Origin of the sequence: Kocuria palustris, assembly GCF_007666205.1 — a bacterium.
GTDB classification, from domain to species: domain Bacteria; phylum Actinomycetota; class Actinomycetes; order Actinomycetales; family Micrococcaceae; genus Kocuria; species Kocuria palustris_A.
This window is the reverse complement of the sequence record NZ_VDOR01000001.1, coordinates 317,665-330,791: the sequence shown is the minus strand read 5'-3', so window position 1 is coordinate 330,791 and position 13,127 is coordinate 317,665. Positions and strand designations below refer to the sequence as shown.

Here is a 13,127-nt window from a genome sequence, read left to right as displayed (position 1 = left end):
GTCATCGGGGAGGGCCCGGTCGGCGGACGGGCTACCGTGGTGGGGTCATGGGCCCGTCGGGTCCGCTTCCCTCCACCGAAACCCGAGCGTCCTCATGTCATCCTCCAGCCGTTCCTCCGCGCCCGGAGACCCCGAGTATCCCCACGGCACCCATCCGGGGCTCGTCCCCGGCGTGGCCGTGGACGAGCAGCGGGTGCGCTACCGCACCGACAAGATCACCTTCGGCGTGGCCGGCGGACTCATCGTCGCCTTCATCCTGTGGGGTGCGCTCTCCACCGACAGCCTGACCACCGCGTCCACCGCCGCGCTGGGCTTCACCGTCACCTACGGCGGCTGGATCTTCACGCTGCTGGCCGCCGTCGTGCTGATCTTCCTGCTCTTCGTGGGCTTCTCCCGCTTCGGGCGCATTCCGCTGGGCAAGGACGGCGAGGGCCCCGCCTACTCGATGACCTCGTGGATCGCGATGCTCTTCGCCGCGGGCATGGGCGTGGGCCTGATCTTCTTCGGCGCCTACGAGCCGGTCGTCTACTACATGACGCCGCCGCCGGGGCGCGCCGAGCCGGAGTCCGTCCGGGCCATGCACTCGGCCATGGCGCAGACGATCTTCCACTGGGGGCTGCAGGCCTGGGCCATCTACGCGATGGTCGGCGCCGCCATGGGCTACGCCGCCTACCGTCGCGGGCGACCGCTGCTCATCTCCGCGATCTTCGGCTCCAAGGCCCCCTCCAGCGTGTGGGGGCGCCTGATCGACGCGTTCGCGGTGATCGGCATCCTGTTCGCGACCGCCGCCTCCCTCGGTCTGGGCACGCTGCAGATCGGCCGCGGCGTCGAGGTCATCGCGGGCGTCGGGCCGCTGCCGAACGCCGCGCTGATCGGCATCATCGCCGTGCTCACGGCCTGCTTCCTGATCTCGGCCGTCTCGGGGATCGCCAAGGGCATCCGGCTGCTGTCGAACATCAACATGGTCCTGGCCGCCGTCGTCGCGTTCTTCCTGTTCGTGGTGGGCCCCACGGTCTTCCTGCTGAACTTCATCCCGTCCGTCGTGGCCACGTACTTCGGCGAGATGTTCGACATGCTCGCGATGTCCGCCTCCAAGGGCGAGGACGCCGAGGAGTTCATGCGCTACTGGACCCTGTTCTACTGGGCCTGGTGGGTCTCCTGGGCGCCGTTCGTGGGCGCGTTCGTCGCGCAGATCTCGCGCGGTCGCACCCTGCGCCAGTACGTGTCGGTGGTCCTGCTGGCGCCCACGGCGATCTGCGTGCTGGCCTTCTCGATCTTCGGCGGCACCGCCATCTGGCTGCAGCGCTCCGGCACGGACATCGCCGGCGCCGCCTCTCCCGAGGACATGCTCTTCCAGATGCTCGATGCCCTGCCGATGTCGCAGATCAGCTCGGTGGCCGTGATGATCCTGCTGTCGATCTTCTTCATCACCTCGGCGGACTCCGCATCCGTGGTCATGGCCTCGATGTCCCAGCGCGGCAACCCGAATCCCTCCAAGCCGATCGTCGCGTTCTGGGCGCTGGCCCTGGCCGGCGTCGCGGCGATCATGCTGGTGGTGGGCGGTGCCCAGGCGCTGCAGGGCCTGCAGGACCTGGTGACGGTCGCGGCGCTGCCGTTCGCGGTGATCCTGCTGGCGATCATGCCGGCGTTCTACCGGCTGCTCTCGACCGATCCCATGATGCTGCGGCTGCAGTACGCCCGCGTGGCGATCGACGACGCCATGCGCACCGGCATGACCGAGCACGGCGACGACTTCGCCCTGTCCGTCAAGCACGAGGCCGACGGCGCCTCCGCCGGCCGCGACTTCGACTCGACCTCCCCGGAGTACACGGAGTGGTACCGGCGCACCGACGAGAACGGCGAGCCGGCGGAGTACGACTACGAGAAGGACCGCTGGGCCGACGAGGCGACGAGCGAGATGTCGTGCGTGGAGTCAGGGGAGCCCTTCGACCCCGGCGAGGAGGCGGCGGCCGAGACCGACGGGCCCGCCCGCGGTTCGGCTCCGTGGACCCGCTGAGCGGGCGATGGTCATCGCGGAGCGGATGAGCGGGATCTGCAGCGGGAGGCGCCCGATCGCGACAGCCTGAGCCGGCCACGGCTTGTCCCGCCAGTCGAGCGCCATCTTGAGGTTGCCCGGCCACACGCCCACGAGCAGGGCGGCGGAAGCAGCCCCGCCGAGCCGTCGTGTGCGCGGCATGGCCAGCAGCCCGGCGACACCGAGCTCGGCGACGCCCGACCCCACAGCCCACTGCCGCGGCGTGCCGGGCAGCGCCTCGGGGATGATCCGCTCGTAGACCCCGGGCACTGCCAGATGCAGCATGCCCGTGACGGCATACATGCGTGCCTGGCGGCGAGCCAGAGCGTCGGCGCGGTGCCGACACTGCGCGGGGGCGGCCTTGCTGGGCTTCTCGTGGCTCGTCATGCACTCCATCCTGACTCGCGGCTCGGACAGCGCCGCCGCATCGGCTGCCCCTGGATGCTGGGCCGGCGCTGCCCGCAGCGGCCCGCCGACGCCGGCATGGCCGAGCGGCCGGCGATCGGTCGCGCTCGAGCACCGTGTGATCCATGCGCGACAGGGCCTCGTTGACCTCCAGGACCGTGACCTCGCCATCCGTGATGCCGAAGGAGCCGAGGCGCTGCGTGTGCTTGTCGATATAGCGCTCCGCAGACTGCTCATCGGCGAACAGGTAGTCGCCGCCGGCCACGGAGGCCTGGGGGTCCTCGGTCCAGGCCTTCCAGATCAGGCCCTCCTCCGCGGCGATGTCCTGGGCCGGCTCGGCGCAGGCCTCGGCAGCCTCGGCACCGAACGGGCCGTCGGAGGGGAAGGTGACGCAGACGAGACGGGGCTTGGTCGGTGTCCTTCCGATCCGTTCGTGCGTCGAGGGCCTCAGCGGCCCCAGGCCTCGCGCAGCACGCGCAGGGAGTCGACGGCCCCCTCGGAGGTGGAGCCCACGGGGGCGACCATGATCTCGTCGGCGCCGGCGCGCCGGGCGAAGTCCTCGACGTACTCCTTGACCTGGGCGCCGTCGCCGACGGCCGTGTAGCGGATCATGTTGAGGATCTGCTGCCCGGCCGGCGAGTGCATGACCAGGTCGAGCTCCTCCTCGGAGAGCTTCCGGCCGCGCCCGGCCATCTGGCGCACCCGCGAGCGGCGGTACCACTCGAGCTCCTCGGCCGCCGCGTCCCGGTCGTCGCGTCCCACCACGTTGACCGCGGCGATCACGTACGGCTCCTCGAACGCCTCGGACGGCTGGAACTGCGCGCGGTAGGCCTGGGTGGCCTGCTCGAGCGCCTCGGGGGCGAAGTGCGATGCGAACGAGTACGGCAGGCCGTAGGCCGCCGCCAGGGTCGCGCCGAACATGGACGATCCCAGGATGTAGATCGGCACGTTCGTGCCGGCCCCCGGGACGGCCCGCAGGCCCGGGATCTGCGACTCGTCGCGCAGGAAGGCCTGCAGCTCCTTGACGTCCTGGGGGAACTCCTCGGCGGCCCGGGGATCGCGGCGCATGGCGCGCACGGCGGCCTGATCCGTGCCCGGCGCACGGCCGAGTCCCAGGTCGATGCGCCCGGGATGCAGCTCCGCCAGGGTGCCGAACTGCTCCGCGATGATCAGCGGAGCGTGGTTGGGCAGCATCACGCCGCCCGAGCCGAGCCGGATCGACTCCGTCTGGGCGGCGATGTGCGCGATCAGCACCGCCGGGGCGGCCGAGGCGATCGAGCCCATGTTGTGGTGCTCGGTGTACCAGACGCGCTCGTAGCCCAGCCGCTCCGCGGCCTGCGCGAGCTCGACGGACTCCTGGAACGCCTCCCCCACGGTCTTGCCGCTGCGGACGGAGGCGAAGTCGAGGACGGAGAGGGGGAGGGGCATGACGGGGCCTTTCGGGTCGAGGGCTGCTCTGCTCTCTGCAGCGGTCCGCCGCCGCGTTTGATTCCCCGCGCGGTTCCCCGAAGGCCTCCTGCGCCCCGGCCTCAGTCCTGGCGCTGAGCCCCGTAGATCTCCTCGACGACGTCGTCGTACGTGCGCAGGACCTGCCGGCGCCGGAGCTTGAGCGACGGGGTCAGGGTGCCGTCGGCCGGCGAGAAGTCGGAGCTCAGGATGCGGTGCTCCCGGATCTGCTCGGCGCGGGAGACGGACTGATTGGCGGTCTCGACGACCTCGGCGATCGCGCGGCGGACCTCGCCATCGCCCCGAGCCTCCTCGAGCGGCATCTGCGGATCCAGGCCGTGCGCCTCGAGCCAGCCCGGCAGGGCCTCCTCGTCGAGGGTGATCAGCGCGGCGATGAAGGGGCGGCCGTCGCCCACGACGATGCACTGGGAGACGAGCGTGTGGGCGCGGATCTGGTCCTCGAGGATGACGGGGCTGACGTTCTTGCCGCCCGCGGTGACGATCAGCTCCTTGATGCGCCCCGTGATGCGCAGGTAGCCGTCGTCGTCGATCTCCCCCAGATCTCCGGTGCGGAACCAGCCGTCCTCGAAGGCCTCCTCGGTCTTCTCCGGGCTGTTCCAGTACCCGCGCATCACGGCGATGCCCTTGGCCTGCACCTCGCCCATGTCCGAGATCCGCACGGCATTGCCCGGCAGCGGGCGGCCCACGCTGCCCAGGCGCAGCTGACGGGGCGTGTTCACGGTCTGCGGCGCCGTGGTCTCGGTCAGCCCGTAGCCCTCCAGGACCATCAGGCCGACCCCGTGGAAGAAGTGCGCCAGGCGCTCGCCCAGCGGACCGCCGCCGGAGACCGCGAACGAGACCTTCCCGCCCATGGCCTCGCGCAGCTTGGCGTAGACGAGGCGGTCGAAGACCGCGTGCTGGAGCCTGAGCGGCAGCGGGACCCTCCCCTCCTGCTCCGCGCGCGACCAGGCGATCGAGACGGCCGCGGCGCGGTCGAAGATCTTCCCGCGCCCGCCGGCCTCGGCCTTCTGCTGCGCCGAGTTGTAGACCTTCTCGAACACTCGCGGGACGACGAGCAGGAAGTCCGGGCGGAAGCTCTGCAGATCCGGCAGCAGGTCCTTCATGTCCGCGGTGTAGGCCATGGTGCAGCCCGCGGCCACCGACAGGACCGAGATGTACCGGGCGAACACGTGGGCCAGCGGGAGGAACATCACCGTGCGGCGGCCCTCCTGCAGGATCTCCGGCATCGCCGAGAGCGCCGACTCCGCGAGCTCGACCAGGTTGCCGTGGGTGATCTCGCAGCCCTTGGGCTTCCCCGTGGTCCCGGAGGTGTAGATGATCGTGGCGAGGTCGTCGAGGCCGGCCAGGCCGCAGCGGCGCTCGATCTCCTCGTCGGGCACGTCCCGGCCGCCCTCGCGCAGGTGATCGGTCGCGCCCTCGTCGAAGCACCACACGCTGTGCACGGCGGACAGCACGGTGTCCTGGGCGGCCCGCTCGAAGACCTCCCGGTGCTCCGGGGTCTCGACGACGAGCGCCGAGGCCCCCGAGTCCGAGAGGTTCCACGCCAGCTGCGAGGGCGCCGAGGACTCGTAGACGGGGACCGTGACCGCCCCGGCGAACCAGATCGCGAAGTCGACGAGGCTCCACTCCAGGCGGTTGCGGGACATCAGCCCGACGCGGTCGCCGGGCTGGACGCCCGCCGCGACGAGGCCCTTGGCCAGGGCCGTGACCTGCTCGACCACGTCCGAGGACCGGAGATCGACCCAGTCCTCGCCCTCGCGCCGGGAGAAGATCGCGGGATCGGAGGGCTTCCGCGCCTGACGCAGGAGCAGCTCGGTCACGTTCGTGTCTCGGGGGGTCTGGACGGCAAGCGGGACGCTGATCTCGCGCACTGAGGGGCTCCTGGTGGGTCAGGGACGGAGACTCCACGGTAAAGGACCGTGAGTCAGGTCACAAAACAGCGCGACGCCGACGATGTGGCCCACCTCTCGTCAATTTGTTGAACAATCTGTACCGTGTCCCCCACTGATCACGGAGCTCCCCTCCAGCGGGGGCTCCACGCCGGGGGCGGTCCTCCCCCTCGGTGCGCACCACCGGTGGCCGCGGCCCGCTCCGCGCCCCGCTGACCCCTTCGAGGCAGGCCATGACCCAGAACGATCCCGAGCTGAACCCCGCCGAGGGCGCAGGCTCCGCACGCACTGCTGCACCCTCCGGCAGCAGCCCTGCACCGGGCGCCTCGGGCGCCTCGGGCGCCTCGGACGTCGAGACGACCGGCGCGGCCACGCCCGCCCTGGCCTCCTCCTCCACCCGTCAGGCGATCCTGGGCGCCCTGTTCCTCATGGCGACGAGCGCCATCGGGCCGGGCTTCATCACCCAGACCGCGAACTTCACGGTCCAGCTCGGCGCGGCCTTCGCCTTCGCGATCCTGCTGTCGATCCTCGTGGACATCGCGGTGCAGCTGAACGTGTGGCGCGTCATCGGCGTCTCGGGGTACAAGGCCCAGGAGCTCGGCAATGCCGTGCTGCCGGGCCTCGGCTGGCTCGTGGCCGTGCTGGTCGCGATCGGCGGCCTCGTCTTCAACATCGGCAACACCGCCGGCGGCGGCCTGGGCATCAACGCCATGACGGGCCTGGACGCCAAGTGGGGCGGGCTCATCACCGCCCTGCTGGCCATCGGGGTGTTCCTGTCCAAGAAGGCCGGCGCGGCCCTCGACAAGATCGTGGTCGGCCTGGGCGTCGTGATGATCCTGGTGACCGGATACGTCGCGATCGTCTCCGACCCGCCCGTCGGCGACGCCATGAAGAACATGGTCCTGCCGGAGCAGGTGGACTTCTTCGTGATCACCACGCTGATCGGCGGCACCATCGGCGGCTACATCACCTACGCGGGTGCGCACCGCATGGTCGACTCCGGGATCACCGGACCCGAGAACGCCCGCCGCATCTCCAACTCGTCGGTGCTGGGCATCGTCATCACCGGCGTCATGCGCTTCCTGCTGTTCCTGGCCATCCTGGGCGTCGTCGCCGGCGGCGTGCAGCTGGCCGGCGAGAACATCGCGGCCCAGGCCTTCCAGGCGGCCGCCGGCGAGATCGGCCTGCGCCTGTTCGGGCTGATCCTCTGGGCCGCCTCGATCTCCTCCGTGATCGGCGCCGCCTACACCTCGGTCTCGTTCATCACCACGGACAGGACCTCCGGACGGACCCGCAACATCCTGACGGTCGCGTTCATCGCGATCTCCGCGACCGTGTTCCTCCTGCTCGGTCAGGCTCCCTCGACGCTGCTGATCGTGGCCGGCGCCGTGAACGGGCTGATCCTGCCCATCGGATTCACCGTCATCCTGATCGTGGCCTGGTTCCGCCGCGACCTGCTCCACGGGTACGCCTACCCCAAGTGGCTGGCGCTGATCGGCACGCTGGTGTGGATCCTGACGCTGGTCCTGGGCTGGCTGTCCCTGTCCGGCATCGCCAAGCTCTGGTCCTGATCCCCCGACCCGCGCGGCGGAAGGAGCTCCCATGCACGACGACGTCCCCGTCTCGAGGCTGAGCCCCGCCGCCGCGCGGGAGCTCTTCCGCTCCGGCCGGGCCGCGCCCACCTCCGGGTGGTGCGACGGCTTCGCCCAGGCCAATCTCATCGCGGTGCCGCAGGACTGGGCCTACGACGTCCTGCTCTTCGCCCACCGCAATCCGAAGTCCTGCCCGCTGCTGGGCGTGCTCGAGGCCGGGCAGCTCAGCAGCGACCTGTTGCCCGGCGGCGACATCCGCACGGACATCCCGCGCTACACCGTCCACCGCGACGGCGAGCTCGTGGACTCCCCCACCGACGTCACCGAGCTGTGGCGCGATGACCTGGTGGCCTTCCTGATCGGGTGCAGCTTCACGTTCGAGGCCGCACTGCTGGAGGCCGGTCTGCCGCTGGCGCATCAGGACCAGGACGTCAACGTGCCGATGTACCGCACGTCGATCCCGGCGGGAGCCGCAGGCCGGCTGCACGGACCGACCGTGGTCTCGATGCGGCCGCTGCCGGGGGCCATGGTGGCCGACGCCGTGCGCATCACCTCGCGCTACCCGGCCGTGCACGGGGCGCCGCTGCACGTGGGCGACCCGGGAGCCATCGGCATCGGGGATCTCGCGCGGCCCGACTACGGCGATGCCGTGGAGATCCCCGACGGATGGCTGCCCGTGTTCTGGGCCTGCGGCGTCACGCCCCAGGCGGCCGTCGCGGCCAGCGGCGTCCCGTTCGCGATCGGTCACGCCCCGGGGCACATGCTGATCACGGACGCGCCGAACGCGTCGTACCAGGTGCCCTGAGGCCGCGCATCAGTCGTCCGAGACCGTGACCTCCACCGGGATGTTGCCGCGCGTGGCATTGGAGTACGGGCAGACCTGATGCGCCGCATCGGCCAGCTCCTGCGCCTCGTCGTGCGGCATGCCCGGGATGACGACCTCGAGCTCGACCGCCAGGCCGAACCCCTCGCCCTCCTTGCCGATGGAGACCTTGGCGCCCACGGAGGAGTCGCCCAGGTCCTTGCCCCGCTGCTTGGCGGTGAGCTGCAGCGCGGAGTGGAAGCAGGCCGCGTAGCCCGCGGCGAAGAGCTGCTCCGGGTTGCTCCCGTCGCCGCTGCCGCCCATGGCCCGGGGCGAGGCCAGATCGAACTCCAGGCCCCCGTCGGGGACCGTCACGCTGCCGTTTCGTCCTGCGCCGGTGGCCAGCGCCTCGGTGGTGTACAGGGGATCCATGTCATCCTCCTCGTGATCCGCGCCCGGCGTCTCCGGCGCGCGGTGCTCTCAGCGTAGGACTCCCGTCAAGACATGTGTGCATCGGCTGCGCGACCACCTCGCGCGGGCCGCCGCGCCGGTCCGAGCGAGCACCTGGAAGCCGCGCGGCGAGGAGGGGCCGGCCGAGCTCAGCGGGCCGAGGCGTCCTCGGGGGAGTGCACGGGGACCTGCGCGGTGTCGAGCTCGCGGCGGAAGCGCCGCGAGCGGATCCGCAGCAGGGCGAACGAGGCCAGGAGCATGAGGTAGCCCAGGGTCGCGACCGTCAGGCCGACCACCGTGGGAGCCGCCAGCCCGAAGCCCGCGGAGATCACCGCACCGCCCAGCATGGCGCCGAGGGCATTGGCCACGTTGAACGCGGCGTGATGCAGGGAGGCGCCCAGCATCTCGGAGGGCCCGGCCACGCGCATGAGCCAGGTCTGCATGGCCGGGCCCAGCGTCGCGTGGCCCATGTTGGTGAGGAAGAACCCCACGGTCAGGCCCACCGGGTGGGCGACCGCGAGGACCAGGAGCACCATCGCGGCGATGTAGAGCGGGAAGGCCACGAGCAGAGTGCGCTCGAGCGAGCGGTCCGTGGCGAAGCCCCCGATGGCGTTGCCGATGATCATGCCCAGCCCGGCCACCGCCAGCAGGACGGGGATGAAGCCGGCGCTCATCCCGGCCACCTGCCGGCCGATGTCGGCGATGTAGCTGAAGACCGCGAACGATCCGGCGAAGCCCACCGCGGCGATGAGCATGACCACCCACAGCTGCGCTCGGGAGAAGGCGCGCAGCTCGTCCTGGACGCGGCGGCCCTGCGGCGCGGGCTGGGACGGGATCGTCGTGGCCACCAGGAGGGTGGTCAGGGCGAAGACCGCCGCGATCGTCAGGAAGGCCGCGCGCCATCCGGCGGCCTGGCCCAGCGCCGTCAGCAGGGGCACGCCCGCCAGGTTGGCCACGGCCAGGCCCGACAGCGCGACGGCCGCGCCCTTGCCCTGGGAGCCGGGACCCAGCAGCGAGCTCGCCAGCAGCGAGGCCACGCCCAGGTAGGCGCCGTGCGGCAGCCCCGCGACGAAGCGGGACAGCAGCGTCAGCTCGAAGCTCGGCATGGCGGCCGAGGCCAGCGTGCTCACGGCCAGCAGTGCGGCGAAGACCACGATCAGCCGGGTCCGGCTCATGCGCACGGCCAGCAGGGACAGCAGCGGGGCGCCGATCACGACGCCCAGCGCATAGGCCGTGATGGCCCAGCCCGCGCGGGCCAGCCCCTGCTCCGGCTGCGTCGCCATCAGCTCCGGCAGCAGCGCGTCGGCGATCTGCGGCAGCAGGCCCATGGCGACGAACTCGGAGCAGCCGATGCCGAACCCGCCCAGCGCCAGGGCGATCAGCGCGGTGCGGCGGCGCGCCGGGGACAGCGGCGCACCGGCTCCGGCCTGGGTCTCGGGCACAGCGGTCACGGGGCACCTCCGGGAGGGACGGGTCGACGAGGGGTCACGAGCGGCGGGTCGCGCGCAGCGGACCGGGCACATGGAGAAGTGCTGCCGCGTGACCTCGCCGTCCGCGCACAGCACCGCATGCCACGCTATGCCCGGTCTCGCGCATCCCGCCAGGCCGTCGCGGGACGGACTCCCGCGAGTCTCGTCACATCGGGCGCGGCCCGGTCATTCGCAGGCGACCCCGTCGCCGTCGCGATCCAGGCGCGGCGAGTAGCCGGGCAGGCCGCGGTGCAGGGGCGCCGCACCCGCCGCGCGGGCCTCCGCGCAGCTCCCGAAGCTCTGCGCCGGGGCGTCGGGCTCGGGCGCGGGAGCGGGGTCCGGTTCCGGTGCGGGCTCCGGGGCCGGGTCCGGGACGCCGTCGGCCGGCGGGGCCGCCGGGTCCGCGGAGGTCTCGGACGCCGGCTGGTCGTCGCAGTCCTGGAGCACGTCCTCGATCCGGTCGTGCTCGGGCTGGGTGACCCACAGGTCGTACTTGGACTTCACCTCCACCTGCCGGGCGACGTACGGGCATCGGTAGTCGCGGTTCGGGGGCAGCCAGGTCGCGGCGTCGGCATCGCCCTTGGACTGATTGGTCGGGCCGTCGACCGCCAGGAGGTTCAGCGGGTCGTTCGCGAAGACGAGCCGCTGCTGCTCGCTCATCTGCTGAGCGCCCTTCTGCCAGGCGTCGGACAGCGCCACGACGTGGTCGATCTGGACGTCGGCGGAGGTGTCGACGCCGGCGGTGAAGTCGATCGCGGTGCCCGTGTAGGGATCCTGGAGCAGCCCCGAGGTCACGGCGCAGCCGTCCTCCCGCTCGAGGTCCGTCAGGTCGCGGGCCAGGATGTCGTTGCGGGTGCTGCACCCGTTGCCGTCGACGTCCTCCCACGTGGGACCGAACCGATCACGGCCGTAGCCCGTCTTGGGCGCGCGGCCCTTGACCTCGAGGGTGTCCAGGACGGCCAGCGCCGACGCGGCGTCCGAGGCCGAGCTGTCCTCGATCGGCGCGGGCGAGTGCTCGGACCGCTGCTCGGAGGCCGCCGGCCCCGAGGACTCCTGCTCCGGGTCCTCCTCCTCGGCCTGCGGGGCCAGGGACGCGTCCTCGGCGGACGGCTCGCCCGCGGCGGGCTCCTCAGCAGGGGACGCCGGCGCCGACGTCGTCGGCTCCCCGCCGGCCGTGTCCTCCGGCTGCGGGCCGACGAGCAGCCCGATGACCACCATGACCGCGAGCGCGAGGACCGCCAGCACCAGGCAGCCGCCGCAGCCCAGGCATCCGATCGTCGCGGAGGAGCGGCTCCGGGGGCGCGCAGGGGTCACATCAGCCTCGTCGTCGGGGGGGGTCACGTCGAAGCCATCGATCCTAGTGCGCAGCGCCCTGCTGATCCCGGAGCCGCGCGGGCAGCCGCGAGAGGGCGCCGAGGTGAGGCATCGGCCGCTCATGCCTCACATCACAGTCCGCTCGTGCATCGGCGCACCCCGACTGGCCGTACTCTCTCCTGGTGTCCTATCTCGACCGGATGGCCGACCGGCCCGATGACCACGACGACAGCCCGCCCGACGGCAGCCGCTACCAGAGCCTCGACCACGGCGCCGTGCGCGATTCCACCGTGGCCCTGCAGCAGCGCATCCGCTCGCGCTTCCCGGACCGCGGGCTGTGGGAGGTCTGCGGCGAGCTCGCGGCCCTGGTGGACGAGGTCGGCTCCGAGGGCGGCATCAGCCGTCGGCGCATCCGTGCGGCCCGGGTCCTCTCCCGGCTGGCCATCGTGCTGATCGTCGTGTTCCTGGCCGTCACGATCCTGCTGGCCGCCGCGGACATCTGGGCCGACCCGGACGCCATCGGCCCGATCGACTTCCTGCCGCTGCTCGAGACCGTGATCAACAACGTCGTCTTCGCGGGACTGGCCGTGTTCTTCCTGATCGCGGTGCCGGAGCGGATGGAGCGAGCCCGCGTGATGCGCCTGCTGCATCGGCTGCGCTCCCTGGCCCACGTGATCGACATGCATCAGCTCACCAAGGTCCCCGAGCGCCTGGAGCGCGGCTCCCGCGCCGACGGCGGCCTGGACCTGAGCCGCGAGCAGCTGCGCCACTACCTGGACTACTGCACCGAGATGCTCTCCCTCGTGGGCAAGACCGCGGCCCTGTTCGCCGAGGACACGACGGATGGCGAGGTCATCGACGGGGTCGAGGGCATCGAGACACTGACCTCGGACATGGCCCGCAAGGTCTGGCAGAAGATCGCGATCATCCAGGGGCAGGCCTAGCGGCCCGCGGGCCGGCCCCACAGCTCCAGGATCGTGCGCCGCGAATCCTGCAGGTAGGTCCCGATCCGCTCGGCGGCCTCCGCATCGCGCCCCTGCGCGACCAGCTCGACGAGCGCGGCGTTGCGCTCGACCCACGGCTGATGGAAGGCGGGGGTGTCGTCGAGCGTATGGAAGAGCAGGCGCAGCTCGGCCTGCACGCGCTTCATCTGCTCGAGCTGGCGCGACGAGTCCGACAGCGACACGACCGCGCGGTGGAAGGCGTCGTTGGCCTCGGCCATGGCCGCGACCTGCTCCGCGTCCCTGGCCCAGCGCCCTGTCTCGACCGCCCGGCGCATCTGCTCGACCGCCCGCGGCCGAGCCCCGGCCTCGGGCCAGCGCAGCGCGGCGCCCTCGAGGGCCAGCCGGTTGCGGTGGATCTGGTGCACGGTCGAGGCGTCCGGAACGCACACGCGGATGCCGCGGTTGCGCTCGCGCTCGACCAGGTGCTCCTGCTCGACCTCGTCGAACGCCGCGCGCAGGGAGTTGCGCGAGATGCCCAGCTCCGCGGCCAGCCGCTCCTCGGGCAGGCGGGCGCCCGGTCGCAGCACCCCGGTGACGACCGCGCGGCGCAGGACCTCGGCGCCCCGGCCCACCGCGCCCAGCGTCTCGTGCTGCGACTCGACCTGGACTCGGATGGGGCCCACCATCGCCAGGTCCGGCACGGGGGCCTCCGCTGCATCGCTCATGGCGCCATCGTGCCAGGGCGGCAGACCCCGCCGAC

11 protein-coding genes and 1 pseudogene are annotated in these 13,127 nt (G+C 72.0%); 4 read left to right on the top strand and 8 right to left on the bottom strand.

Going from position 1 to position 13,127, the window contains the following annotated elements; all coding sequences use genetic code 11:
* Positions 1-94 precede the first annotated feature (94 nt).
* Positions 95-2,017 carry a BCCT family transporter gene (locus tag FSY66_RS01485; RefSeq protein ID WP_144790544.1) on the top strand — a complete coding sequence of 641 codons (1,923 nt, stop codon included), beginning with the start codon at positions 95-97 and terminating at the stop codon, positions 2,015-2,017.
* Here FSY66_RS01485 and FSY66_RS01480 read toward each other — a convergent pair.
* The 4 genes and pseudogenes from FSY66_RS01480 to FSY66_RS01465 all read right to left on the bottom strand — a co-directional run bounded on the left by FSY66_RS01480 (position 1,934) and on the right by FSY66_RS01465 (position 5,778).
* On the bottom strand, positions 1,934-2,422 hold the full coding sequence (locus FSY66_RS01480; RefSeq protein WP_313955525.1) for a DoxX family protein: 489 nt from the start codon (positions 2,420-2,422) through the stop codon (positions 1,934-1,936). The genes FSY66_RS01485 and FSY66_RS01480 overlap by 84 nt on opposite strands.
* Before the next feature lie 148 nt (positions 2,423-2,570).
* Positions 2,571-2,867 (bottom strand): annotated as a pseudogene (locus tag FSY66_RS13075) (YdhR family protein); the annotation flags it as partial.
* 20 nt (positions 2,868-2,887) lie between these two features.
* Entirely contained in the window at positions 2,888-3,868 is a 981-nt protein-coding gene (locus tag FSY66_RS01470; RefSeq protein ID WP_144790542.1) for an LLM class flavin-dependent oxidoreductase, read from the bottom strand.
* Between the two features lie 101 nt (positions 3,869-3,969).
* Positions 3,970-5,778 (bottom strand): AMP-dependent synthetase/ligase, encoded by a 1,809-nt coding sequence (locus FSY66_RS01465; RefSeq protein ID WP_144790540.1) that lies wholly within the window; start codon positions 5,776-5,778, stop codon positions 3,970-3,972.
* Positions 5,779-6,029: 251 nt separating this feature from the next.
* Here FSY66_RS01465 and FSY66_RS01460 point away from each other — a divergent pair, with 251 nt between their 5' ends.
* Positions 6,030-7,367 carry an NRAMP family divalent metal transporter gene (locus FSY66_RS01460; RefSeq protein ID WP_144790538.1) on the top strand — a complete coding sequence of 446 codons (1,338 nt, stop codon included), beginning with the start codon at positions 6,030-6,032 and terminating at the stop codon, positions 7,365-7,367.
* Positions 7,368-7,398: 31 nt separating this feature from the next.
* Complete coding sequence (locus FSY66_RS01455; protein ID WP_144790536.1) at positions 7,399-8,193, top strand: putative hydro-lyase; 795 nt, start codon at positions 7,399-7,401, stop codon at positions 8,191-8,193.
* 9 nt (positions 8,194-8,202) lie between these two features.
* Here FSY66_RS01455 and FSY66_RS01450 read toward each other — a convergent pair whose 3' ends face one another.
* The 3 genes from FSY66_RS01450 to FSY66_RS01440 all read right to left on the bottom strand — a co-directional run bounded on the left by FSY66_RS01450 (position 8,203) and on the right by FSY66_RS01440 (position 11,450).
* Positions 8,203-8,622 (bottom strand): organic hydroperoxide resistance protein, encoded by a 420-nt coding sequence (locus FSY66_RS01450; RefSeq protein ID WP_144790534.1) that lies wholly within the window; start codon positions 8,620-8,622, stop codon positions 8,203-8,205.
* 167 nt (positions 8,623-8,789) lie between these two features.
* Positions 8,790-10,091: an MFS transporter gene (locus FSY66_RS01445; protein ID WP_144790532.1), complete on the bottom strand. Its 1,302-nt coding sequence runs from the start codon at positions 10,089-10,091 to the stop codon at positions 8,790-8,792.
* A gap of 204 nt (positions 10,092-10,295) precedes the next feature.
* Entirely contained in the window at positions 10,296-11,450 is a 1,155-nt protein-coding gene (locus FSY66_RS01440; RefSeq protein ID WP_260853316.1) for a GmrSD restriction endonuclease domain-containing protein, read from the bottom strand.
* 173 nt (positions 11,451-11,623) lie between these two features.
* Between FSY66_RS01440 and FSY66_RS01435 the strand changes: the two genes are divergently transcribed.
* Positions 11,624-12,367, top strand: a complete 744-nt coding sequence (locus tag FSY66_RS01435) for a hypothetical protein (protein WP_144790822.1) — start codon at positions 11,624-11,626, stop codon at positions 12,365-12,367.
* Here FSY66_RS01435 and FSY66_RS01430 read toward each other — a convergent pair.
* Entirely contained in the window at positions 12,364-13,092 is a 729-nt protein-coding gene (locus tag FSY66_RS01430) for a GntR family transcriptional regulator (RefSeq protein ID WP_186304344.1), read from the bottom strand. The two genes, FSY66_RS01435 and FSY66_RS01430, sit on opposite strands and share 4 nt — an antisense overlap.
* Positions 13,093-13,127 lie beyond the last annotated feature (35 nt).

Excerpts from the sequence above, each read along its gene's own strand:
- FSY66_RS01485 (WP_144790544.1), top strand. The coding sequence starts at position 95 with ATGTCATCCTCCAGCCGTTCCTCCGCGCCCGGAGACCCCGAGTATCCC.
- FSY66_RS01480 (WP_313955525.1), bottom strand. The coding sequence starts at position 2,422 with ATGACGAGCCACGAGAAGCCCAGCAAGGCCGCCCCCGCGCAGTGTCGG.
- FSY66_RS01470 (WP_144790542.1), bottom strand. The coding sequence starts at position 3,868 with ATGCCCCTCCCCCTCTCCGTCCTCGACTTCGCCTCCGTCCGCAGCGGC.
- FSY66_RS01460 (WP_144790538.1), top strand. The coding sequence starts at position 6,030 with ATGACCCAGAACGATCCCGAGCTGAACCCCGCCGAGGGCGCAGGCTCC.
- FSY66_RS01455 (WP_144790536.1), top strand. The coding sequence starts at position 7,399 with ATGCACGACGACGTCCCCGTCTCGAGGCTGAGCCCCGCCGCCGCGCGG.
- FSY66_RS01450 (WP_144790534.1), bottom strand. The coding sequence starts at position 8,622 with ATGGATCCCCTGTACACCACCGAGGCGCTGGCCACCGGCGCAGGACGA.
- FSY66_RS01435 (WP_144790822.1), top strand. The coding sequence starts at position 11,624 with ATGGCCGACCGGCCCGATGACCACGACGACAGCCCGCCCGACGGCAGC.
- FSY66_RS01430 (WP_186304344.1), bottom strand. The coding sequence starts at position 13,092 with ATGAGCGATGCAGCGGAGGCCCCCGTGCCGGACCTGGCGATGGTGGGC.